The organism is Comamonas sp. B21-038 (assembly GCF_022387135.1).
Lineage (GTDB): Bacteria > Pseudomonadota > Gammaproteobacteria > Burkholderiales > Burkholderiaceae_C > Comamonas > Comamonas sediminis.
Genome location: NZ_CP092462.1, coordinates 3,980,184 through 4,002,642, shown reverse-complemented (window position 1 = coordinate 4,002,642; position 22,459 = coordinate 3,980,184). Strand labels below are relative to the sequence as shown.

Genomic DNA, 22,459 nt, shown 5'->3' with positions numbered 1-22,459 from the left:
AGAGATGCGACTGCAGTCTCCCCGCCGCCGGCCCCCTGGGGGGGACCGGCGCCAGTGTCCTCAGCACAGTCCCAGGACTTGGGCTGCTCGGCAGCGCAATATGCGGACCCAACTGCAAACGCAGCTGCGCTCGTATGGCCGGTGCAAGCTGCACCTGTTGCGCTGGACCAGGCCTGCTGGATCAGCGCTGCCGATGCGGCTGCCACCCACCCCAATGCCCAACCACCCACCTTGGTAGATGTGCGCCCGCGCAGCCTGCAACGTACAGCACCCATTGCGCTCGCTTTGCAGATGCAGCTGTCCGACATCGCCAGCAAGCGCTTTTTGCAGCAAACACCCGTGGTGCTAGTTGGCACCGGGCTCGACAACGCCGATGTGGACCAGGCCTGCCGTCAGCTGCGCCAACAAGGCTTTGCCCAGTTGCAGGCAGTGCAGGGCGGTGCCCGGTCATGGCAAGCCGCGCAGGCGGGGGCAGCAGCGGGCGGGCCCTTGCTGCAGCCCCTGGATGCGCAGACGTGGATAGCCTCATTGGGCCAGGGCATGCAATGGACGGTGATCTCCGCCAGCGAAGCCATGCAAGGTGCGCCCCAGGCCCAATGGCCTGTGCCGCCCGAGCAGCTGGTAGCTGTCCGGGTCGACGGCAAAGAGCGCGACGCCAAGCTGGTAGCCGCCATTGCGCGCGCCTACCAAGACAGGCTTCAGCGTGCAAGTCATGCGGGCTACGCCCAGGCGCTGGTGGTCATCACCGATGGGGTGGTCAGCGATGCCTTGCGCGCCCAGGTCGAAGCGGCCTTGGTGCCCACCGCCGATGCATCCAAAGCGGGCCGTTCCGCCAGTGCGACCAGTACCGCAATGGCCAGCTTACCCGCCCATTGGCTCAACGGCGGCTGGCCAGCCTATGCACAGCAAGTGGCCCAGACCGCAGCCATCCAACAGACCGCCAACCACCGGCTGCAAGCGCCGTGTGGACGCCTATGAGCGCCAACAAAAAATGAGAAATACCGGGGGAAGCATGTACCAACAACAATCACCATCTTCACTGCTCCAAGCTGCGGCCTGGGCACGCAAGGCCTGGCAGGGCTTGCAGATGCTGGGTCTATGGCTAGCGCTGCTCTGTGCGCTCCAGCCAGCCCTGGCACAAACACCAGTGACGGGTGTGATCACCAGCAACACAACACTGCGTGCAGCGCAGTCGCCCTATCTGTTCCAGGGCGATGTGATGGTGGACAACAACGCCACCCTGAGTATTGAACCCGGTGTGACCATCCAGATGGCCGCGGCGGCCAGCTTTACTTTGAAGCGGGGTGCACTCCAGGCGGTGGGCACCTCCAGCTTGCCCATCAAGATCACCTCGGCATCTGCGACACCCGCTGCCGGTGACTGGCGGCAATGGCGCTTCACCGCAGGCACCAACCAGGCGCTGACGCAACTGGGCCATGTCGTTATCGAATACGGCAGCGGTGTGGCGATTGAATCGGCTTCCCCCGTCATCAACAACACCGCCATCAACTACCACAGTGGGCCCGCCATCAGCATGGACCTGGCCTCGTCTCCGGTCGGTACCGGCAACACCGCCAATGGCAACTCGCTCAATGCAATCTCTGTGCCTGCGGGCACCATTCGCACGCAGGTGGTCTGGGGCATCGTCGGTATCCCTTACCTGGTGCAGCAAGGTCTGGTGCATATCGGCCAAGCGCCTTTGGCGCTGGAGCCGGCCAAACTCAAGCTCAGCCCCGGTGTGGTGGCCATGCTGCGCGTCTCGCTCAACGCACCAGCCCCCGCAGGCGGCACGCTGATCAATGTCAGCAGCAGCGTTCCTTCGGTTGCGTCTGCCGTTACCCGGGTCACCGTGCCTGAGGGGCAAACCAGCGCCGATTTCGAGGTGCGAGCAAGCAGCCTGGGCACCACCAAGATCACCGCCAGCCATGCCACCTTGGGCATGGCGGAAACATTCATTGAGGTCGCGAATTTACCGCCTTTGGGACTGGTGCCTATAAACGCAACAGTCGGCGTTAACCAAAATTTCACCATGACTTTGTCATTGCCAACGCCCGCTACATCCAATGTTGAGGTGCAGTTGGATAACGCAGATGTTTCCGTGATTTCCGCACCTAGAGATCTGTTAATACCAAGTGGGCACAGCAGTAAGACCTTTGAAGTAATGGGCCTAGCCGACGGTATAGGTCGCTTAAGGGCACACGCAGACGGATATCGCAGTGCATGGTCCACCATCAACGTGCGTACAAGATCTTTGGTACTTCCATCGAGCTTGCTGGTCGCGCCTGGGGCGACTACGACCGTGATTTTAGAGACAACTGAGCCCGCACCTGAGGGAGGCCTCAATGTCAGTTTGGGTTTGGCCCAAACTGATATAGCGCAGATTCCCGCAACCGTGTTCATACCGTCTGGTGAGAGGCAAGGGAGCTTTTCGCTTCAAGGTCTCAGCACTGGCCTCACAACATTGACAGCGACCGCCTCCGGCTACCTCACCACACAGACTGCTCTACAAGTGGATGCAATTCGCCTAGAGACCACTCCTTTGGGTGATTTTGTGATGGACGTGAATATGAGTCGAACGGTTCGAGTGCATATAGACAATTTTGCACCGAAGGGCGGAATCGTCGTGAAGGTAGCAAGCCGCGATGAGGCTGTTGCGGTGGTCAATCCACAGGAGCTTTTCATCCCGGAAGGGCAGATGTTAGCAACAGTTCCAATTACTGTCAGTGCTGCGGCGGCCCAAGGAAAAACAGCTATTGATATTACGTCGCCTGGACTAGCTACTAAATCTTTGAATGTGCATATTCAGGGGGCTGCTGCTTTGCGGGTCGGTCGCCTAGGAGGCAGTAAGGCTATTGTGGGCAAAGGGCTGTACAGCTATGCCTGGGATGAAATCTATGTTGAGAGACTGATCAATGGCGTAGCTAATAACAGTACAGAACCGTTGACAGTGAATATGCGCTGTTCTGATCAAAGTTTGTGCGAGACACCGCAGACGGTCACTATCCCAGCAGGACAAAGCACTGTTTACTTCAGTGTCACAGGTATAGAGCTAGGTTCAACGTATTTAGAAGCTACCGCTGACGGCACGAGTGCTGCTAAGCCTTTTCCGGTGGATGTGATCACCCCATCTTTGGATATAGTGAATTTGGACAACGAACGAACAACATCGAGCGACAAGGATGAATTTTTTGTGCGGATAACCGTGCCAGGTGCTCGGAATATGTTTTATCAGTTTCCAAAAATTCCGTTGGTAGTGAATTTGAAAATTACGGACCAAGTTCCTAGTGAAATAATCAGTGGAATTTATGATGCGGCAGGTAATCCAGTTCAGAAGATAATCATTCCGACTGGATGGTTTATCTCGGAACCCGCTTATGTCGCTCAACCGATAGCAGTAGGTACATACCAAGTCAGCGCCGAAATAACAGGGTTGGTAAGTACAAAATCATGGGTGCAAAGAATTACAGGTGGTCCAAATCGACTGGAACTGATTACAGTGGATGACAGTAAGCCTGTGGTTGGCAAAAACTTGACTACCCACCCGGCTGATTTGTCCGTGCTGCGATTTGCGGGAGGTGAACTTGATAACGGTTCAGATGACCTCATAGTAAACCTGCGCTGTGCGGATGAGCGCATTTGTTCGGTTCCGTCGACGGTCACTATTCCCGCCGGAGATCATGCTGCGTCATTCAGTTTGACGGGAGTGGACCTGGGCTCAACCCAGATCATAGCTACAGCGGCGGGGCTTGATACGTCCCTCCTTAGCGTGGAGACGGTGAGTGCCGTACTAAGACTGCACAATGCCCCTGCTAGTGTTGACGTGGGGCGCGTACATGAATCTATGTATGTATCAGCGCAGGTACCAGGAGGGACTAGAGGTTTTCTCCAAACTCCATCCGACCGTATTCCTGTTGACTTCTCTAGCTCCGAAACGTCTGTAGGTACCACGACTGAGACGGTGACTTGGTTTAGGGGTAGTTGGTCCTCTCTCCGCCCCACCTTCACCGCCATATCCCCCGGCACCACCCAAATAACCGCCAGCAGCCCCGGCTTTGTACCGGCTACCAGCGGCGTGATCACCGTCAACCCATAAGAAGGAGAAGACCATGCAACTCTCCCACATCACTTCGTTATTCTCCCGCCGAGCGTGGGCATCACTATGCCGCAGGGCGGCCACCGTGGGCAAAAAGCATAGCCAAACCATGGCAGCGGTAGTACTGGCAGGTACCGCGTTGGCAGGCGGTGCAGTCGCACTGGCGGCGGGCAATGCCAAGCTCAGTATTGCCGATGGTGTTGTCGTTAAATTTGGCGAAGGCGCTGGTATCAATGTGCGCGACCAGTTGCAAACGGGTGCCCATGTGCTGTTCACCAGCCAGTTCGACGACAGTGCCATTGCGGCCACCAACCCGCAGCCCGGCACGGCAGAAGCAGGTGATTGGTTGGGCGTGCTGGTGGAGGCGGGTGTGCCTACTGCCAGCCTCCAACTCGATGGCCTGCAGATTCGCTATGCCGGTGGTACAGCGGGCTTGCCCAGCTATATGAACGGCGGCGCCGGCCTGGTTGTGCATGGTGGTAGCTATAGCTTCAACCGCTTGCAGCTCAGCCACAATGCCGTGGGTATTCGGGTGATAGGCAGTGGCAGCCCCAGCATCAGTGCATCGCGCATCACCCACAACGAGGTGGGCCTGTTGGCTGAGCAAGGTGCAACGCCTTCTATCGCTGAATCCGATATTTCCGCCAATACCCAGTTTGGTGTGCGCAACACCCAGCCCGCTGCCGTCGTGCAAGCGCGCGGCAACTGGTGGGGGCATGCCAGCGGCCCCAAAGATGCGGTGGGCAACCCTGCAGGCCAGGGCAATGCCGTTAGCACCGGGGTGGACTATGGCAGTTATCTGGGTGCAGAGCCGGTGCTGAACTGCACGATGGCGCCCACCCAGGGCTATGTGACCCGGGTTCGCAATGTCGAGCTGGTCCTGGAGTGCCCGCAGGCAGCGCAGTACCGCATCCAGGAATCGGACCAGTTTGGCGATTCACTGCCTTGGCAGGCAATGGCAAGCCATCCCAACAAGGTGGTCTACACCTTGTCCAGCGGCGGTGGCGACAAGATGCTGTATGTGCAGTTCCGCACGGTGCAGAACAAGACCAACCAGTTCTCGCTCAGCCAGCCTATTGCCTATGCGCCTGAAGGCCCCGTGGTGCAATTCAGCCAACCTGCAGCGAACGCGGTGCTGGAGCAAGACACCACCATTGCGGTAACGGCCAGCGATGCTGAGGGCCTGCGGGATGTGGAGATCTTGGTGAACGACAAACGCCTGGCGCTGCTGAGCGCCGCGCCCTACCAAGTGCAATGGTCCCTGGTGGGTGTGCCCAACGGCAATTACACCCTTAAAGCCAAGGCTACCAATACCGCCGGCTTGAGCAACACCGCCACCCGCACCGTCCAAGTACAAAAGCAAGGCGGCAACGGCCCGGCCATCACCGCCAGCTTTGCTGGCCAAGCACTGCAAGCCAATGCCACGATCACCCAGCCAGGCACGTTGGCGGTTACTGCAGAAAGTGCCGTGGGTGTCACCAGCCTCCAGGCTGCCGTCAACGGCGTGCAGATTTTTGAGCGCAGCTATGGCCGGGCCAGCCCCGTCACCCATAGCCAGATGGTGGACTTTGCCCAGCTACCCAATGGCAACCACAGCTTCAGCATCACCGCGACCGATGCCGATGGCATTGCGGCAGTGCTGGATATTCCTTTCACCCTCAATCTGAGTGCCCCTGCAGCACCAGTGATCACCCAGCCAGCGGCAGGTACGACCGTGGCCGTGCCACAGTTGAATGTGACGGGCACAGCGATGCCGGGCTCGCAGCTGCAGCTGTTCTTGAATGGGCAGGCATCGGGTGCGCCTGTGGCAGTGGGCGCCAATGGCAGCTTTGCGGCCAGCATCAGCTTATCCGCTGAAGGCGCACACCAGATTGAGGCGACCGCCAGCAACACGCGCGGCACCAGCCCCAAGAGCGCGGCGGTCACGGTCACCTATGCCAGCGCACCACCCAGCATCAGCTTTGTGGCGCCCGCGCCCAATGCGGTGTTGTCCAGCGCGGCCACGATCACCGCCGTGGCTTCTGCCCAGGCAGGCATTGCCAAGGTAGATATCTACGCGAACGATGTCTTGCTGGCATCGCCCACCCAAGCGCCATACAGCGCGCAATGGGCGGCTAATGCGGCAGCCGATGGCAGCTATACCTTGAAGGCGGTGGCTACCTCAGCCGCAGGCAAGACCGCGCATGCCACCCGTGTGGTGACGGTGCAAAACGCCCCCGTCGTGCCGGAGGTGCCCAAGACGCCTTACATCGGCACGGTGGCCAATATCAGCCCTGCACTGTCTTATGGAGCGCAAAGCATTGTTATCACGGGCGCTGCCGTCACCCGCGATACCGCACAGCCAATCCCCAATGCTGCGCTGCGCATCGTACTGGATATCGCAGGCTTCAAGCGCCGCATCAATATCGCAACCGATGCGAGCGGCAATTACCGCTATGAGTTTGTACCCGCTGCCAATGACAACGGCACCTATGTCGTCTCGGTGGTTCACCCCGATGAAACCGCAACCGCTGAGCAAGGGCGCTTCACGATCAACCGCCTGAGCTTCAACCTCTCCAGCTACAACCTGACGGCGGCGCGCGATTTTGCGAGCAACATCACCATCCAGGCGCGTGCCAGTGCCGGCACGGGCGTGGAGGGGGTGCGCTGGGCCGTTGTGCCGGCCAACCAGCCCAGCGGCAGCCTGCCGCCCGGTATCAGCGTGGATGCAGGCCCGCCTGTCAATATTGCCGCCGGCGCCTCCGTGCCTATGGTCATCAAGTTCACCGGCAGCGCTACAGCTGGTGAGTCGGGCACGGTCGTCCTCACCGCCTTTGCAGCCGATTCAGGCGATACGCCGCGCGGCACATTCAGCATCAATTACAAGCTGGTGCAGGCCCGGCCAGATCTGTTTGCCAAGCCCACGTTCATCGAAACCGGCGTGCAGCAAGAAAGCTCTGTCACCGAGAGCGTAGTCATCGGCAACCGGGGCCTGGTGGCTGCGCAGAATGTGCAGGTCAAGCTGGTAGACAACAGCGGCAACCCGCCGCCTGCCTGGGTGTTCCTGGCCAGCGGCAACCAGATCGGTGCCATTGATGTGGGCGGCGAAGTGCCCATCCAGGTGACGGCCAGCCCAGACAAGAGCGTGGCCGATGGTATCTACAACTACAGGCTGATCGTCACCGCAGGCAACAGCGGGGATGGCGTCATTCCGGTATCGGTGGCGGTGACCCAAAGCGGGCAGGGTGGGGTGAGCTTCCAAATCACCGATCTGTTTACTGGAACCCTGGGCGCAGACAACCAGCCTATCAAGGGTGTGGCCGGCGCACGCATCCGCCTGCAAAACGATGCCGTGCTCACCTATCTGCGCACACTCACCACCGATGCGGAAGGCAAGGCTGTCGTGACCGACCTGCCACCAGGCACCTACACCTACCGTGCCAGTGGCCCGCGCCACTCTGACAAGACCGGCCGCATCTTTGTGCGCCCGGGCATCACCACCACAGAGCGGGTGCACCTGCAGTACCAGACCATCAGCATTGATTTCAGCGTCACGGAAACCACCATTCCTGATGTTTACGACATCAACCTGGAGGCCACCTTCCAGACCCAGGTGCCCGCACCTGTGGTGCTGCTGGAGCCGCTGTCCATCAACCTGCCCGAGCTGCAAATTGGCGAGGAGCACACCGGCGAGCTGACCTTGACCAACTACGGCCTGATCCAGGCCGAGGACGTCGTCTTCAAGCCGCCCCAGTCCGATGAGTACTACCGCTACGAGTTCTTGGCCGACATCCCCAAAGTGCTGGCAGCCAAGCAGCGCGTAGTCATCCCCTACCGGGTGACTGCCGTCAAGCTCCACCCCAAGGGCATTGGCTTTACCAGTGCCAAGGCAGGCGACTTCACCGCTGTGCAACGCGCCCTTGCCAACACCTTCAGCAGCAAGGCATCGAGCTGCTCGTCCTACAGCGTGTGGGCCACGGCCGAATGCTCGTTTGAATGCGTCAACGGCGAGCGAGAGAACCGGGTGGTGTTCTCCCAATACAGCCGCTTGGTCGGCACCGGTACGTCGTGTAGCGGCGGAGGTGGAGGTGGCGGAGGCTGGGGCGGCGGAGGAGGCGGCTGGGGCGGTGGCTCTGGTGGAGGAAGCGGCACCCAACTGCCTCTGGCGCCACAGTGCACACCCCATTGCCGGGGTGAGTGCTGCGCTGGTGCCGGTTCCGGCCCTGGCGGTGGTGGCGGGGGCGGAGGAGGCGGTGGTGGATCTGGCCCCGCTGGCCCTGGCAGTAGCTAAGCCTTCAGCGCCTGAACAACCCAATCAAAAAACACTGGCCATCAAGCCTTGCTGCCGCACAAAGCCGCAGCAAGGCCAGGCATCAGCCCACGCCAGGCCAAGCAATATGAGGGAACGAGATATGACAATGACAAAGAAAAAAACAGCGGGTTTAACGACTGCTGCGGCAAAGACTGCAGTACTCACCAATGCAAATGGGGGCACCCCCGCTAAGCACCTACTGCGCACCAGCCTGTTGGTCGCCGCTTTGGGCTTAGCCAGCGTGGCCTCCGCCCAAGGCATCTCCGGCATCGGCGCCTTCGTTCCCAACACCGAGCTGGGCTTCACCCCAGTTGCCAAAGCCGGCGAGCCGCGCATCAACTGGATCAATGGCGAGTACCAGGAGAGCAACACCGACCTGAGCGTCAAAGTGCTGGGCGGCAGCTTGGACATTGCCCGCTCTTGGAGCCAGGGGCGCTGGTGGCTCAACCCCGCCTGGGCACCGCTCAGCTTTGAGCTCGATCCGCTGGGCAGCGACGCCAAGGTTATCGAGCGGGTAGGGGTTCTCTACGAGCGCAGCGGCCAAAGCGATCTGTACATGGCCAAGAGCAAAGGCAACGCACCCGTCTATATCAAACGGCTCAAAGATGCCGCAGGCCAGCACACCGGCTGGCAATGGTACGACCGCTTTGGCAACACCATCAACTACAGCCAAGACGGCGTCATCCAAAGCTATGCCAACGCCAGCGGCGTCAAAGTCAGCTTCGCCTACGACAGTGCGACGAGCGCCCGCATCCTGGACCACGGGGGCAAAACCATCTACACCGTCACCATGGCGGGCGGCCTGATCACAAGAATAGAAGACCTGGCCGGGCGCAGCGTCAGCTACCAATGGGCAGGCCAGCGCCTGGCCCAAGTCACCGACGTCATGGGCCACGCCTGGAAATACGAGTACGACGCCAACGGCCAGATCACCAGCCGCACCGACCCGCTGGGCCTCAAGATCAGCGCCCAGTACATCCAAAGCATCCCCGCACCCGAGCCCATGCTGAGCCTGGGCAAAAAAGGCGTCACCATCGACCCCACAGGCACCAGCGGCACCACGCAAAAGCTCGCCAACCTCTGGGGCGGCGGGCGCGTGGGCCAGTTCGACGGGCAAAGCGGCTGCGCATCCACGGGCGCCAACAACTACCTGCGCGAGCGCAGGGTGTTTGAAGTCACCTACACCGACTGCCGAGGCAACGCCACCGTCACCCAGTACGACCTGCAAGGCAATGAGCTCAGCCGTACCTTCAACGGTAAAAAGACCGCCTCCAACCAATGGGATGGCGCCTACCACCAGAAGTACACCAACGCCCGGGGCTACAGCACCACCACGACCTACGACAGCAACTACCAGCCGCTGCAAATCACCCACCCTGATGGCAGCGTGGAGAAGTACACGTATGAGCCCGTGTTTGGACGGCAGAGCAGCTACACCAACCAGCTGGGGGTTGTGAGTACGTGGCGATATGACAGCAAGGGGAATGTGACTGAATGGGTGGAGGCCAAGGGCCTGCCCGAGCAACGCACCACCCTCTACACCTACGACCAACATAGCCAGCTCACCAGCAGCACCAAAGGTGCCGGGGATGCCACCCAGGCGGATGCGATTACCCAAAGCTGGCAGTACGACAGCGCGGGCAACGTCACCGCACAAACGGATGGGGAGGGCCATACCAGGCGTATTGCGTATGACCAGCGTGGTGTGGTTACAACCTACATAGATGCTTTAAATCGAGTTACTCGCTTTGAATTAGATGAGGCGGGTAATGTTACCAATATTAATGGCCCTGCAGGTGAGTCGACTAAAATGCGCTACAACTCACGAGGCAAAAAAATACAAATAATCAGTCCCCAAAATAACATTTCAAATATTATCTATGATGAAAAAGGTCAAGTCGTAGAATTTTTAGCTCCCGGTGAAATTGAAGGCGCTGGGCGTAAAGCTTTACATGATGATGAAGGGAGGGTTATTCAATCTATTAGCCAGAGCGGGCTTACGGCCTTTAAGGAATATGATGAAGAAGGACGTCTTATTCTTTTGAAAGATCCCGCAGGAGGTGAAATTCATTATAAATATGGTAGTAGTGAGACAGAGTTTGCAGGGTTGCTTACAGAAACAAAATATCCAACTTATAAGGAATCTTATAATTATGACCAAATTGGTCGACGCACTCTCCTCACACAGCATCTTGAAAGTGGTGAGATTAGAACTTATAGCCAACTATATAATGGGTTGGGTCAGGTGGTGCAAACTACAGATGGTTTGGGAAAGACTTCATCCGTTGACTATGATGGATTAGGTAGAGTTGTGCTGAATGTTGATCCGACTGGACAAAAAACGCATCAAACATGGGATGCATTTGATCAATTAACTTCAGTGACTGACTCAAACGGAAACACACATAGATTTGAGTATAACAAGTCTCAGAGGATGGTCAAAGAGCTAGATCCTCTTGGAAATGCAAAAGAGTACTTTTATGATTCTGATGGTCAGTTGAAGAAGCAATTGGATGCGGCTGGTAATGCGTTGAATTATGAATATAATGGAATTGGAAAAAAAATTTTTGAATCGCACAGAGGTAGTGGTGACAATGTAGAAGAAACTATAGAGTACAAATACGATAGCGAAGGTCATATGACTGGTTATGTTCAGCTAAATGGTCAAGGAGATCTTTTAAGTTCCGCTAGCTACGACATAGATCCTCAGGGGCGAGTTGTTGAGGCTAATATTTCATACGGAAAAATAGATTCCTCTGAAATTGTGAAAATCAAAACGAGTCAAAGTTTTAATTTGGATGGACAACTGGCGAGTCATACATATCCAGGTGGAGGCCTTAGTGAATATATATATGAAAACGGCCGTCTATCGGAAATAAAATTGCCAAATGGAAAGCGTGTGTTTTATGGTGAATATAAATGGAACATGCCTACTAAGATTTCAATGCCCGGTAGTACTAAGGTGGTGACGTTCGATGAGTTGCAGCGGCCGTTAGACATAAACATTCAAAGTAGTCTCGGGATTGCCGAAAAGAGATCTTATAAATATGATTTGGCAGGCAAGGTATCCGAGGTGAAGAATGCTATAGGTGTGATTGAATATAAATATGATGATGCGGATCGTCTGGTCGGGGTAATTCCTGATCAAAATCTAATTAACAATGGATTGCCGCTAGAGAATTATTCTTATGATGCTGTGCATAATAGAATTTCCAGCAGTGTTTCTGTTGATCAATGGAAATATAATAAAAATAATCAACTTACGGAGTACCCTGGTAGGGAGGAAGCACCCCATTTCAAGTCTTCTACGACACTAGTGAGTTATAACAATCAAGGTCATACAACTGAAGAGAAAAATGGTATTGTAACAAAAAAATACTTATATAATTCTAGGGGGAAAATGATTCGATATATTGAGTCAAGTGCGGAGGATATTTCAAGGAAGGTTGAATCACATTATCGTTATGATCCAATGGGAAGGCGGATAAGTAAAACGATTAATATAGTTGGGGGTGAGGTTAAGACCACATATTATGTATATGGTGAAAGTGGTTTGATGGGGGAGTTGGATGATAGAGGGTTGATGCAAAAGGCGTATGGATTTAACCCTATGTCTGCCGAGCGGAATTCTTGGAGCACCGATCCTATATGGCAGGCAGAAGCTAAAAATCCTCAGGATGGAATTCTGAAAATGCGTGAAGATGATGTTTATCTCCACTTCATACACACCAATAATATAGGGTTGCCTATAATTGCTTTCGATGAAAAGGGTGCTGTCTCTTGGCAGGGCGTATCTGAAGGCTTTGGATTTGTGAGTGTTCTAGAGTCAAGTGATATTGAGATGAATTTGAGGTACCCAGGTCAATATTTTGATGTCGAAAGTAATTTGCATTATAATTTCAATAGATATTATAGTCCTGCCACTGGTCGCTACTTAGAGTGGGATCCGCTTGGGTTGGAAGCTGGTGTGAATCAGTTTGTATATGCGATGGCTCAGCCAATAAATCTCATCGATTCTTATGGGCTGGCTGCCAAGGGTTATTGGGTTAAAGAGCCGGAAATTGCAAAGCCTGATTTTAGACTGTTTGGATTTCGTAGAATTAACGTGTATGTAGATATTTTTGGTTTTGTAAATTTTTTCTCCTTGGATTTTAGGGTGAGTGGAGCTATTGATTATGAGGTGAGGTGCATAATTGAATGCCCTTATGAAGAGTTTTATAAATCTTCGTCTATTCCTTTGAGCTTTACAGGGCAAGCAAATTCAGGTCCTAATATATGGGCGACCTTGATAGGTCTATTAAGTAGGGATCCAGCAAAAGCCGCATTTGCCAATGCGGCTCTTACTAGTGCAAGAATTGCAGGTAAAATAAATGAGGTATATGGGAAATACTATGATGTTGCAAAATCAACGCGCGATTCAATATTGAATTCTGGTCCTGATGAAATTTGCAATAGACAATAAATATTATGAAAAATTTGCTTCTCTACTTTTTGCTAAGCATGGTTTTTATCTCCTTCTTATTGATGATTTATGTGAGTAGCATGCTCTCTAAATGTGAGGGGCTACAAGCTGTGACTAACAGAGAGAAAATTAAAGCTATAAGAAGAATGAGAAAAGAAGATAGAGGGTGGATGCAAAAAATAGTATTTTGGGATAATGTGATGTTGCTTTCCGGGCTTCTTATGGTGATTGCTTATATATTCTCATTTTTGATTTGATTTTTAAAAATAGGTATTCGCGATTATTTTACGAATTGCTTTATTTAAAGCGGTGCGATAGTCTCAATTCTTTTGAATGCTAACGATATAAGTTCGTGTCTTCCATGAGGTTTAATTATTCATGATTTTCTTATTGCTTGTATGTTTTTTAATGGAAGCAAATGAGATGAATGATGGAATTAAGCCTTTTGGAATATGCTTCAGGTCAAAGTTTCTATCTTTATGAATGCATGTTGTCTGGAAAAATAGTACAGTGATATATGCATTGCTCGTAAGAATCAAATGGCCGTATTGCTTTCCAGATAGAAGGAAATATTCCGACTGCAGATTGTTTTCGAGAGAATTGCCCACGTGACAGTGCTGAAATGTCGGATCTACCTACCCAGAAAGCAGTTGGCAGAGATACAAATGACGGTGGCGTCACAACGCCGTCTGGGCATGGTTGAAGCGACGCTCCTCAGGACAGAGTGACCGCCGTTTTAAACCCAGCCACCAGCGCGGTGCCCACCATAAAGTCATCGGACCGCTTTGGGATCGCGGTGTTTGCCGCCCGTGCACGGGATCGCCATCTTCTTCAAGATTGGCGCAAACCCTCCAAGCAACTCTGCCCCCCAACACAGACTTCTCATATCCATATTTGAAATTCTTCGTGGTGCAAAGCCAGCCCGAAAGCTCCAATGGAGGCTTCGTTGCTGCTGCCGCCATGTGATGGCGCAGTCTTTACCTCCAGAAAGACGTCCCATGTTTCAGAGTTTCAAGCGTGTGCTGATCTCCGCTGCCATTGCTGTGGCCGTGCTGCCGGCTGTGGCGGCAGACAAGCTCAAGATCGCTGTCGTGCCCGGTGCCTATGCCGATTCCATCAATGCGGCGGCCAAGGATGCCAAGGCCCAGGGGATCGATGTGGAGGTGATCGAGTTCACCGACTGGACCACACCGAACGTGGCGGTCAACAACGGCGATATCGATATCAACTACTTCCAGCACCAGCCGTTTCTGGACAACGCCGTGAAGAAGAATGGCTATGCGCTGGCCAGCGCCGGCACCGGCATTCTGGCGAATGTGGGCCTCTATTCGCTCAAGCACAAGAACGTGGCCGATGTGCCCAACAACGGCAAGGTGGGCATTGCCAGTGACCCGGTCAACCAGGGCCGGGGCCTGTTGCTGCTGCAAAAGGTGGGGTTGATCACGCTCAAGCCGGGCGTCGGTTATCTGGGCTCCATCAACGACATTGCCAGCAACCCCAAGTCGCTGCGCTTTGTCGAGGTCGAAGGGCCGCAGCTGGTGCGCATCACCGGTGATGTGGATATCGCCCAGGGCTACCCGCATTTCATCGTGGCGGCCAAGGCCTTTGATCCATCGAGCGGCCTGGCGTACTCGGGCATCGAGGACCAACAGTTCGCGATCCAGTTCGTGGTCAAGAAGGACCGGGTCAACGACCCGGTGGTGCAGAAGTTCATCCGCATCTACCAGAACTCCGAGACCGTGCGCACGGTCAGCAAAAAGTCTTTCAGCAATGACGACCGGCTCTACACGCTGGCCTGGCTGAAGAAGTAAGCCGCGTACCAAGACCTTTCATCAAGCAAGCGAGAAAAACATGACGAACAAGATCAACAGACGCGTGGTGGCTGCAATTGCAGCAGCGGCCATGCTGGGAGGGTGGCAACTGGCGCAGGCAGCGGACAAGATCCGCATCGCCTCCACGCCGGGGGCCACGGCCGATGCCATCAAGGCGGTGGTTGCCGACGCCAAGAGCCAGGGGCTGGATGTGGAGCTGGTCGAGTTCACCGACTGGACGGTGCCCAACGAGGCCGTCAACAACGGCGATGTGGACCTGAACTTCTTCCAGCACCAGGCCTTTTTGAACAACGTCATCAAGGAGCGCGGCTACCAGCTCAAGTTTGTGGGCCTGGGCCTGCTGCAGAACATCGGCATCTATTCCGAGCGCTACCAGTCGCTGGCCGATGTGCCGCCCAAGGCCAAGGTCGCGATTGCCAATGACCCGGTCAACCAGGGCCGGGGCCTGGCACTGCTGCAAAAGGCCGGCCTGATCCGTCTGCGCACCGGTGATGCGCCTGGCGCCACGGTGGCCGATGTCACCGACAACCCCAAGCAGCTGCGCTTCTACGAAGTCGAGGGCCCGCAACTGATCCGTTCGCTGCCAGATGTGGACCTGGCCGTGCTCTGGCCGAGCTACTTTGTCAGCGCCGGCAAGAAGGAACAGGCCAGCAAGGCCCTGGCCTATTCGGGCATTGCCGACCGCTTCTATGCGATGGGCTTTGTCTCGCAGGCCAGCCGCGCCGACGACCCCAAGCTGCGCAAGTTTGTCCAGGTGTTCCAGAACTCTGCGGCAGTCAAGCAGGCCATCAGCCAGCAGTTCAACAACGACCCCAAGCTGTACACCTTGCCCTGGTAAGGGCAGCGACCGCAGGAGAAGCACATGGCCCTTTCAGCCGTATCCAATGTATTGCGCAGGCAGTTCCGCGCCGAGGCTGAGCCTGCGGCAGACGGCCGCAGTGTGCGGGTGAATGCGCCTGTATCGGCCGCCGCAGGCAGCCAGGGCCAGGCCCCAACTGCGCCGCTGGGCACCGTGGTGTTCCGCGATCTGGGCAAGGTCTACCGCTCATCGGCGGGCGAGGTGCCTGCGCTGCAGAACATCACCCTGGATATTGCCGCCGGCAGCATCTTCGGCATCATCGGGCGCAGCGGCGCGGGCAAGTCCAGCCTGCTGCGCACCATCAACCGGCTGGAAGCGCCCAGCAGCGGCCAGGTGCTGGTCGATGGTGTGGACATCGGCACGCTGGATGAAGCCGGCTTGGTGCAGCTGCGCCGCCGTGTCGGCATGATCTTTCAGCACTTCAACCTGCTGTCGGCCAAGACGGTGTTTGAGAACGTGGCCCTGCCGCTCAAGGTGGCCGGTGTGCCTGCCGCGCAGATCCAGCAGCGGGTGACCGAGCTGCTCGACCTGGTGGGCCTGCAGGACAAGCATAAGACCTACCCCAGCCGCCTCTCCGGCGGGCAAAAGCAGCGTGTGGGCATTGCCCGTGCGCTGGCCACCCGGCCCGAGATCCTGCTCTGCGACGAGGCCACCTCGGCGCTGGACCCGGAAACCACGCAGGCCATCCTGGCCTTGCTGCGCGACATCAACCGCCGCCTGGGCATCACGGTGATCCTGATCACCCATGAGATGAGCGTGATCCGCGAGATTGCCGACCAGGTGCTGGTGCTGGAGAAGGGCGAGATTGCCGAGCTGGGCGAGGTCTGGCAGGTGTTTGGCAACCCGCGCCATGCCGCCACCCAGGCCTTGCTGGCACCGCTGCGCCATGGCGTGCCCGATGACCTGCAGCAGCGCCTGCAACCACAAGCGCCCAGCACCGGCCAATTTGAGCAAGTACTGCAGCTGGGCTACAGCGGGCATGACGGGCTGGAGCCGGACTTTCCCCGCATTGCCGAGGCACTGGGCGCCAAGGTGCGCCTGCTGCACGGCGGTGTGGACCGCATCCAGGGCCATGCCCAGGGCCAGCTCATCATCGCCATCGATGGTGCTGCCGCCCGCAACGACTGGGCCGCGCTGACGCAAGGCCCCCTCACCATTGCACATGAAATCAGGGTACTGGGCTATGTTGTTTGAACTGAGTATTTCCATCGACCGCTACTGGAAGGCGCTGGCCGACACCTTCATCATGGTGTCCACCTCGGCCGGTATCGCGCTGCTGGCGGGCATTCCGCTGGCCGTGCTGCTGATCGTGACGGCCCCGGGCGGTTTCCTGGAGTCGCCGCGCACCAACCGCATCGTCGGCAGCGTTGTCAACGGTTTCCGGGCCACGCCTTTTATCGTGCTGCTGGTCGCGTTGATTCCGTTCACCCGTCTTGTCACCGGCACGACGATTGGCGTCTGGGCGGCGATTGTGCCGCTGGCCATCAGCGCCACGCCGTTCTTCGCGCGCATTGCCGAGGTCAGCCTGCGTGAGGTCGATCCCGGCCTGATCGAGGCGGCGCAGGCGATTGGCTGCAAGAAGTGGGACATCGTGCGCCATGTCTACCTGCCCGAGGCCTTGCCCGGCATCATCGGCGGCTTCACCATCACCCTGGTGGCGCTGATCAGCTCGTCGGCCATGGCCGGCGCGGTGGGGGCCGGCGGCCTGGGCGACCTGGCGATCCGCTACGGCTACCAGCGCTTTGACACCCAGGTCATGCTGATCGTGATTGCGGTGCTGATTGCGCTGGTCACCATCGTGCAGGCCACCGGCGACCGCGTGGCGCACTGGCTGCGCAGCCGCTGAACGCTCGCGTTCTGACAACGGCCCACCACGGCGCGGTGCCGTGGTCTGCAGGCCAGGGCGCGTCTCTGGCCTTTCTCTCTTCGAACCCTTCAGAAAGCACCGAATGACTTCAGCGGTTGCCCAGGGCGCAGCGTTGCCCGCCGACTCCCCATCCCGCCTGCCTTTGCCGCCCAGCCAGCCCGCGCTGATCCGCAGCGAGGCCGAGGCCTTGCAAGTGGCCGCTGCGCTGGCCGAGAGCTTTCGCGGCGGCGCGGCCCGGCGCGACAGCGAACGCCTGCTGCCCTGGGACGAGATCGAGCGCTACACTGCCAGCGGCCTGGGCGGCATCACCGTGCCGCGCAGCCATGGCGGCCTGCAGGCCAGCTGGCACACCGTCGTGCAGGTGTTTGCCAGCATCAGCGCGGCCGATGCCTCACTGGGCCAGATTCCACAGAACCACTTTGCGCTGGTGCAGAACCTGCGCGATACCGCCAGCCCCGAGCAGCAAAGCCGCTGGTTTGCCGATGTGCTGAGCGGCCACCGCCTGGGCAATGCCGGGCCTGAGCGCAAGGGCCGTGCTGCCCAGCTGAGCGATGCCACCGCCAGCCTGCGCCAGACAGCCGATGGCCGGCTGCTGGTCAACGGCACGCGTTACTACTCCACTGGCTCGCTGTTCGCCCACTGGGTGCCGTTCCGCGCCGAGGACGAGGCGCAGCGCCCGGTACAGGTCTGGGTGCGGCGCACGGCGCCGGGCCTGCAGATCATCGACAACTGGAACGCCTTTGGCCAGAAGACCACCGCCAGCGGCGGTGTGGTGCTGAAGGACGTCGAGGTCGAGCCACGCGATGTGATTGCGCTGCATGACCTGAAGGACCGGCCGACCCTGTCCGGCCCGGTGTCACAGATTCTGCAGGCCGCCATCGACATGGGCATTGCCCAGGGCGCGTTCGACGAGGCGCGCCAGTTCGTGCGAGACAAGACCCGTGCCTGGGTGCACTCGGGTGTCGAGCATGCCTGGCAGGACCCCTACATCATCCAGGAGTTTGGCCAGCTGCAGGTCGAGCTGGATGCCGCACGCGAGGTGCTGCTCGATGCCGCGCAGCAGCTCGATGCATGGGCTGCGCAACCCGTCACCGACGAGAGCAGCGCGCAGGCATCGGTGGCGGTGGCGCGCGCCAAGATCTTGACGACCGAGGCCGCGCTGAACGCCAGCGAACGCCTGCTGGAGCTGGGCGGTACCTCATCGGCCCGCGCCGGCTACAACCTGGACCGCTATTGGCGCAATGCCCGCGTGCATACCTTGCACGACCCGGTGCGCTGGAAATACCACCTGCTGGGCAACTACCTGCTCAATGGCCGCGCACCGCGCCGCCACCAGTGGAACTGAGCCACCGCACCGCCCAACGACTTTGATGCGCGCGCTGGCAGCCCGCTGCCGCCCCGCCGCCGAGCAAGCACCATGACTACCTCTCCCCCTGTGATCGCCGCTGCCAACCCGGTGGCACCCGCCCCCGCACCGCGCCAGCGCCCGCCCGTGTTTGCCAGTGAGCAGGCCGCACTGCAAAAAGCCCAGCAACTGGCCGATGCCTGGGCTGGCGATGCGGTGCTGCGTGACCGTGAGCGCCGCCTGCCCTGGGCGGAAATCGAGGCCTACAGCGACAGCGGCCTCTGGGCCATCACCGTGCCGCGCGCCTATGGCGGCCTGCAGGCCGGCGCCTGGACCGTTGCGCAGCTGATCGCCACCGTGGCGGCGGCCGATGGCTCCTTGGGCCATATTCCGCAGAACCATTTCTATGCGCTGGAGGTGCTGCGCGTGGGCGGCAGCGAGGCCCAGCAGCGCTTTTTCTACGAACGGGTGCAGGCGGGCGAGCGCTTTGGCAACGCGCTGTCCGAGATCGGCCACCGCGACTACCGCCGCCGCTCGCGGCTGGAGCGGGGCGCATCGGGCTGGGTGCTCAATGGCCGCAAGTTCTACTGCACCGGTGCCATCTTTGCGCACTGGATTCCGGTACAGACCATGCAGGTCATCGATGCGGCCCAGGACCCCGTCAGCGTGATGGTGTTTGTGCCGCGCAGCGCGCCGGGCGTGACGGTGATCGACGACTGGGACGGCATGGGCCAGCGGGTCACCGGCAGTGGCTCGGTGCTGCTGGAGAACGTCGCCATCGATGAGGCCTGGATCGTGCCTTTCCAATCAAGCTTCGACAGCCCCAGCACCATCGGGCCGTTTGCGCAGATCATCCATGCCGCCATCGACCTGGGCATTGGCGAGGGCGCACTGCGTGCCACCTTGCCCTTTGTGCGCAACCAGTCGCGCGCCTGGGTGGATGCCGGCGTGGCGCAGGCCAGTGATGACCCCTTGACCCTGCAGGCGCTGGGCAATGTGGAGCTGCGCCTGCATGCCGCACGTGCGCTGCTGCGGCGCTCGGGCAGCCTGGTCGATGCCGCGCAGCAGGAGCCCACGGCGCATACGGTGGCTGCCGCCTCGGTGGCCGTGGCGCAGGCGCGTGCGCTGGCGCATACGGCCGGCCTGCTGGCGGCCAACAAGCTGCTGGAGCTGGGTGGCACCTCGGCCACCTTTGCCGAGCATGGTTTTGACAGCTACTGGCGCAATGTGCGCACCCATACCCTGCATGACCCGGTGCGCTGGAAATACCATGCCATCGGCAACTATGCGCTGAGCGGCGTGCTGCCCCCGCGCCACGGAGCGCTGTGATGGCCAGCACCGCCGCCAGCGCGCGGGCGCCCATCATCCTCAATGCCTTCAACATGGCCAGTGTCGGCCATATCAACCATGGGCTGTGGGCGCATCCGCGCGACCAATCAAGCCACTACCACCGCCTGGACTACTGGACCGGCCTGGCCAAGGAGCTGGAGCGCGGCCTGTTCGACAGCCTCTTCATCGCCGACATCATCGGCGTCTATGACACCTACCAGCAGTCGGTCGATGTGACCCTGCGCGAGTCGGTGCAGCTGCCCATCAACGATCCCACCCTGGTGGTGCCCGCGATGGCGGCGGTGACCGAGCACCTGGGCTTTGGTGTCACCGTCAACCTCAGCTACGAGCAGCCCTATCTGCTGGCGCGGCGCTTTTCTACGTTGGACCACCTGACGCAAGGCCGCATTGGCTGGAACATCGTCACCGGCTACCTCGACTCGGCCGCGCGCGCGATGGGCCAGCGGCAACAGTTGGCGCACGATGCGCGCTATGACCGTGCCGATGAGTTCATGGACGTGCTCTACCAGCTCTGGGAAGGCAGCTGGAGCGACAGCGCCGTGCTGCGGGACCGCGCAGGCCGCGTCTATGCCGACCCGCAGCAGGTGCGGCGCGTGCAGCACAGCGGCCCGCATTTTCAGGTCGATGGTTATCACCTGAGCGAGCCCTCGCCGCAGCGCACGCCGGTGCTGCTGCAGGCGGGCAGTTCGGGCCGGGGCCTGCAGTTTGCCGCGCGCCATGCCGAATGCGTGTTCATGGCCATCCAGGACAAGGCCGCCACCGCCTCGCTGGTGCGCCAGCTGCGCGCCGAAGCCGTGCGTGCCGGCCGCCAGCCGGGCGACATCAAGGTGCTGGTGGGCATGACCCCCGTGGTGGGCGCCACCGCGCGCCAGGCCCAGGAAAAGTACCAGGAGTACTGCCGCTATGCCAGCCCCGAGGCTGCGCTGGCGCATTTGTCGGCCACGGCCGGTATTGATTTCTCGACCTACCAGCGCGACACGCCGCTGCTGCTGCAGCACCGCAGCAATGGCATCGAGAACTCGATCAAGCGCCTGGCCAATGGCCGCGAGGACTACCGCCTGGGCGACCTGGTCGATGAGCTGGCCTTGGGCGGGCGCTATGCCACCGTGGTGGGTGATGCCCAGCAGATCGCCGACGAGATGCAATCGTGGGTGGAGGAGGCAGGCGTCGATGGCTTCAACCTGGCCCGCACCGTGGTGCCCGAATGCTTTGGCGACTTTATCGACCTGGTCGTCCCCGAGCTGCAGTCGAGGGGCCTGCACAAGAGCGCCTATGCGCCCGGCAGCATGCGCCACAAGCTGTTTGGCCACGGCGACCGCCTGCCGGCCCACCACCATGCGAAGCAGTTTCGCCAGCAGCCTGTGGCTGTCGCCCATGCTGATGATTCCCCCGCTGCTTTCACTCCCAGCGCCCAGGCCTGGGCCTGAGTGCTACCCAGGAGCCTCCCCATGTCTCAAAAACCCTCTTCTCCGCTGCCGGGCCAACGCCGGCGTTTTCTGTCCTCGTCGCTGGCAGCGGGTGCCGCGCTCGCCACCGGCGCCTGGCGCAGCACCGCCCAGGCAGCGGTACCGGTGACGACCAAGGTGCTGAAAGTGGGGGTCACCTCGGGCCCGCATGAGCAGGTGTTCGAGGCCGTCAAAAAAGTGGCCGAGCGCGACTATGGCCTCAAGATCGAGATCGTCTCGTTCAGCGACTATGTGATGCCCAATGCGGCGCTGGATGCGGGTGACCTGGATGCCAACAGCTTCCAGCATGGCCCTTTCCTGCAGGCGGCGATCCGTGCGCGCGGCTACAAGCTGGCCGGATTTGGCCGCACCTGGGTAGGCCCGATTGCGCTGTTCTCCAAGCGCTACAAGCGGCTGGACGATGTGCCCGAGGGCGCGCAGATTGCACTGCCCAACGACCCGGCCAATGGCGGGCGTGTGCTGCTGCTGTTGGAGAAGGGCGGTCTCATCAAGCTCAAGCCCGGCATCGACCCGATCAAGGGCGTGTTTGCGACCACCCAGGACATCACCGACAACCCGCGCAAGCTGCGCTTTGTCGAGCTCGAATCGCCGATGCTGGTGCGCGCGATGGACGATGTGGAGCTGGCCGCCATCAATGCCGACTATGCCTACAAGGCGGGGCTCAATCCCACGAAGGACTCGCTGCTGGTCGAGGGCGGTGACAGCCCCTATGTCTGCCTGATCGCCGTGCAGGAGAAAAACCGCAATGCACCCTGGGTGCCGCAGCTGGTCGCGGCCTACCGCACCGACGAGGTGCGCAGCTACATCCAGCAGGCCTTCAACGGCGTGGTCATCCCCTCGTGGTGATGGTGCGCCTGACCTTCCGCGTTCCCTGAGCTTTTTCACCGACACCGG

The 22,459-nt window shown here is 59.1% G+C and carries 13 protein-coding genes; all 13 read left to right on the top strand.

Annotated features, from left to right (window positions below; all coding sequences use genetic code 11):
• The first annotated feature begins 141 nt into the window (after window positions 1-141).
• The 13 genes from MJ205_RS18270 (at window position 142) to MJ205_RS18210 (ending at window position 22,411) form a co-directional block, all read left to right on the top strand.
• A complete protein-coding gene (locus MJ205_RS18270; protein WP_239809759.1) occupies window positions 142-978 on the top strand; it encodes a rhodanese-like domain-containing protein in 837 nt (278 codons plus the stop codon).
• The gene (locus tag MJ205_RS18265) at window positions 965-4,093 is read left to right on the top strand and encodes a hypothetical protein (RefSeq protein ID WP_239809758.1); all 3,129 of its coding nucleotides are present in this window, start codon (window positions 965-967) and stop codon (window positions 4,091-4,093) included. The genes MJ205_RS18270 and MJ205_RS18265 overlap by 14 nt, the downstream gene beginning before the upstream one ends.
• Window positions 4,094-4,202: 109 nt before the next feature.
• Window positions 4,203-8,363, top strand: coding sequence for an Ig-like domain-containing protein (locus MJ205_RS18260; RefSeq protein ID WP_239809757.1), 4,161 nt, complete (start codon window positions 4,203-4,205; stop codon window positions 8,361-8,363).
• Window positions 8,364-8,469: 106 nt separating this feature from the next.
• Window positions 8,470-12,846 (top strand): RHS repeat-associated core domain-containing protein, encoded by a 4,377-nt coding sequence (locus tag MJ205_RS18255; protein ID WP_342395186.1) that lies wholly within the window; start codon window positions 8,470-8,472, stop codon window positions 12,844-12,846.
• Between the two features lie 38 nt (window positions 12,847-12,884).
• Window positions 12,885-13,103, top strand: a complete 219-nt coding sequence (locus tag MJ205_RS18250) for a hypothetical protein (protein WP_239809756.1) — start codon at window positions 12,885-12,887, stop codon at window positions 13,101-13,103.
• A 741-nt stretch (window positions 13,104-13,844) separates the two neighbouring features.
• Window positions 13,845-14,657 carry a MetQ/NlpA family ABC transporter substrate-binding protein gene (locus MJ205_RS18245; protein WP_021026289.1) on the top strand — a complete coding sequence of 271 codons (813 nt, stop codon included), beginning with the start codon at window positions 13,845-13,847 and terminating at the stop codon, window positions 14,655-14,657.
• A 40-nt stretch (window positions 14,658-14,697) separates the two neighbouring features.
• On the top strand, window positions 14,698-15,516 hold the full coding sequence (locus MJ205_RS18240; RefSeq protein WP_239809755.1) for a MetQ/NlpA family ABC transporter substrate-binding protein: 819 nt from the start codon (window positions 14,698-14,700) through the stop codon (window positions 15,514-15,516).
• 24 nt (window positions 15,517-15,540) lie between these two features.
• The gene (locus tag MJ205_RS18235; RefSeq protein WP_239809754.1) at window positions 15,541-16,731 is read left to right on the top strand and encodes a methionine ABC transporter ATP-binding protein; all 1,191 of its coding nucleotides are present in this window, start codon (window positions 15,541-15,543) and stop codon (window positions 16,729-16,731) included.
• Window positions 16,721-17,383 (top strand): methionine ABC transporter permease, encoded by a 663-nt coding sequence (locus tag MJ205_RS18230; protein WP_239809753.1) that lies wholly within the window; start codon window positions 16,721-16,723, stop codon window positions 17,381-17,383. The genes MJ205_RS18235 and MJ205_RS18230 overlap by 11 nt, the downstream gene beginning before the upstream one ends.
• A 103-nt stretch (window positions 17,384-17,486) precedes the next feature.
• Window positions 17,487-18,749 (top strand): SfnB family sulfur acquisition oxidoreductase, encoded by a 1,263-nt coding sequence (locus MJ205_RS18225; RefSeq protein WP_239809752.1) that lies wholly within the window; start codon window positions 17,487-17,489, stop codon window positions 18,747-18,749.
• Window positions 18,750-18,821: 72 nt separating this feature from the next.
• Window positions 18,822-20,078 (top strand): SfnB family sulfur acquisition oxidoreductase, encoded by a 1,257-nt coding sequence (locus MJ205_RS18220; RefSeq protein ID WP_239809751.1) that lies wholly within the window; start codon window positions 18,822-18,824, stop codon window positions 20,076-20,078.
• Window positions 20,078-21,526: an LLM class flavin-dependent oxidoreductase gene (locus MJ205_RS18215; protein WP_239809750.1), complete on the top strand. Its 1,449-nt coding sequence runs from the start codon at window positions 20,078-20,080 to the stop codon at window positions 21,524-21,526. The genes MJ205_RS18220 and MJ205_RS18215 overlap by 1 nt, the downstream gene beginning before the upstream one ends.
• A gap of 21 nt (window positions 21,527-21,547) precedes the next feature.
• Entirely contained in the window at window positions 21,548-22,411 is an 864-nt protein-coding gene (locus MJ205_RS18210) for a MetQ/NlpA family ABC transporter substrate-binding protein (protein ID WP_239809749.1), read from the top strand.
• Window positions 22,412-22,459 lie beyond the last annotated feature (48 nt).

Bases quoted from the DNA above. Each gene is read 5' to 3' on its own strand.
- MJ205_RS18260 (WP_239809757.1), top strand. From the start codon at position 4,203: ATGGCAGCGGTAGTACTGGCAGGTACCGCGTTGGCAGGCGGTGCAGTC.
- MJ205_RS18255 (WP_342395186.1), top strand. From the start codon at position 8,470: ATGAGGGAACGAGATATGACAATGACAAAGAAAAAAACAGCGGGTTTA.
- MJ205_RS18250 (WP_239809756.1), top strand. From the start codon at position 12,885: ATGGTTTTTATCTCCTTCTTATTGATGATTTATGTGAGTAGCATGCTC.
- MJ205_RS18245 (WP_021026289.1), top strand. From the start codon at position 13,845: ATGTTTCAGAGTTTCAAGCGTGTGCTGATCTCCGCTGCCATTGCTGTG.
- MJ205_RS18240 (WP_239809755.1), top strand. From the start codon at position 14,698: ATGACGAACAAGATCAACAGACGCGTGGTGGCTGCAATTGCAGCAGCG.
- MJ205_RS18235 (WP_239809754.1), top strand. From the start codon at position 15,541: ATGGCCCTTTCAGCCGTATCCAATGTATTGCGCAGGCAGTTCCGCGCC.
- MJ205_RS18230 (WP_239809753.1), top strand. From the start codon at position 16,721: ATGTTGTTTGAACTGAGTATTTCCATCGACCGCTACTGGAAGGCGCTG.
- MJ205_RS18225 (WP_239809752.1), top strand. From the start codon at position 17,487: ATGACTTCAGCGGTTGCCCAGGGCGCAGCGTTGCCCGCCGACTCCCCA.
- MJ205_RS18220 (WP_239809751.1), top strand. From the start codon at position 18,822: ATGACTACCTCTCCCCCTGTGATCGCCGCTGCCAACCCGGTGGCACCC.
- MJ205_RS18215 (WP_239809750.1), top strand. From the start codon at position 20,078: ATGGCCAGCACCGCCGCCAGCGCGCGGGCGCCCATCATCCTCAATGCC.
- MJ205_RS18210 (WP_239809749.1), top strand. From the start codon at position 21,548: ATGTCTCAAAAACCCTCTTCTCCGCTGCCGGGCCAACGCCGGCGTTTT.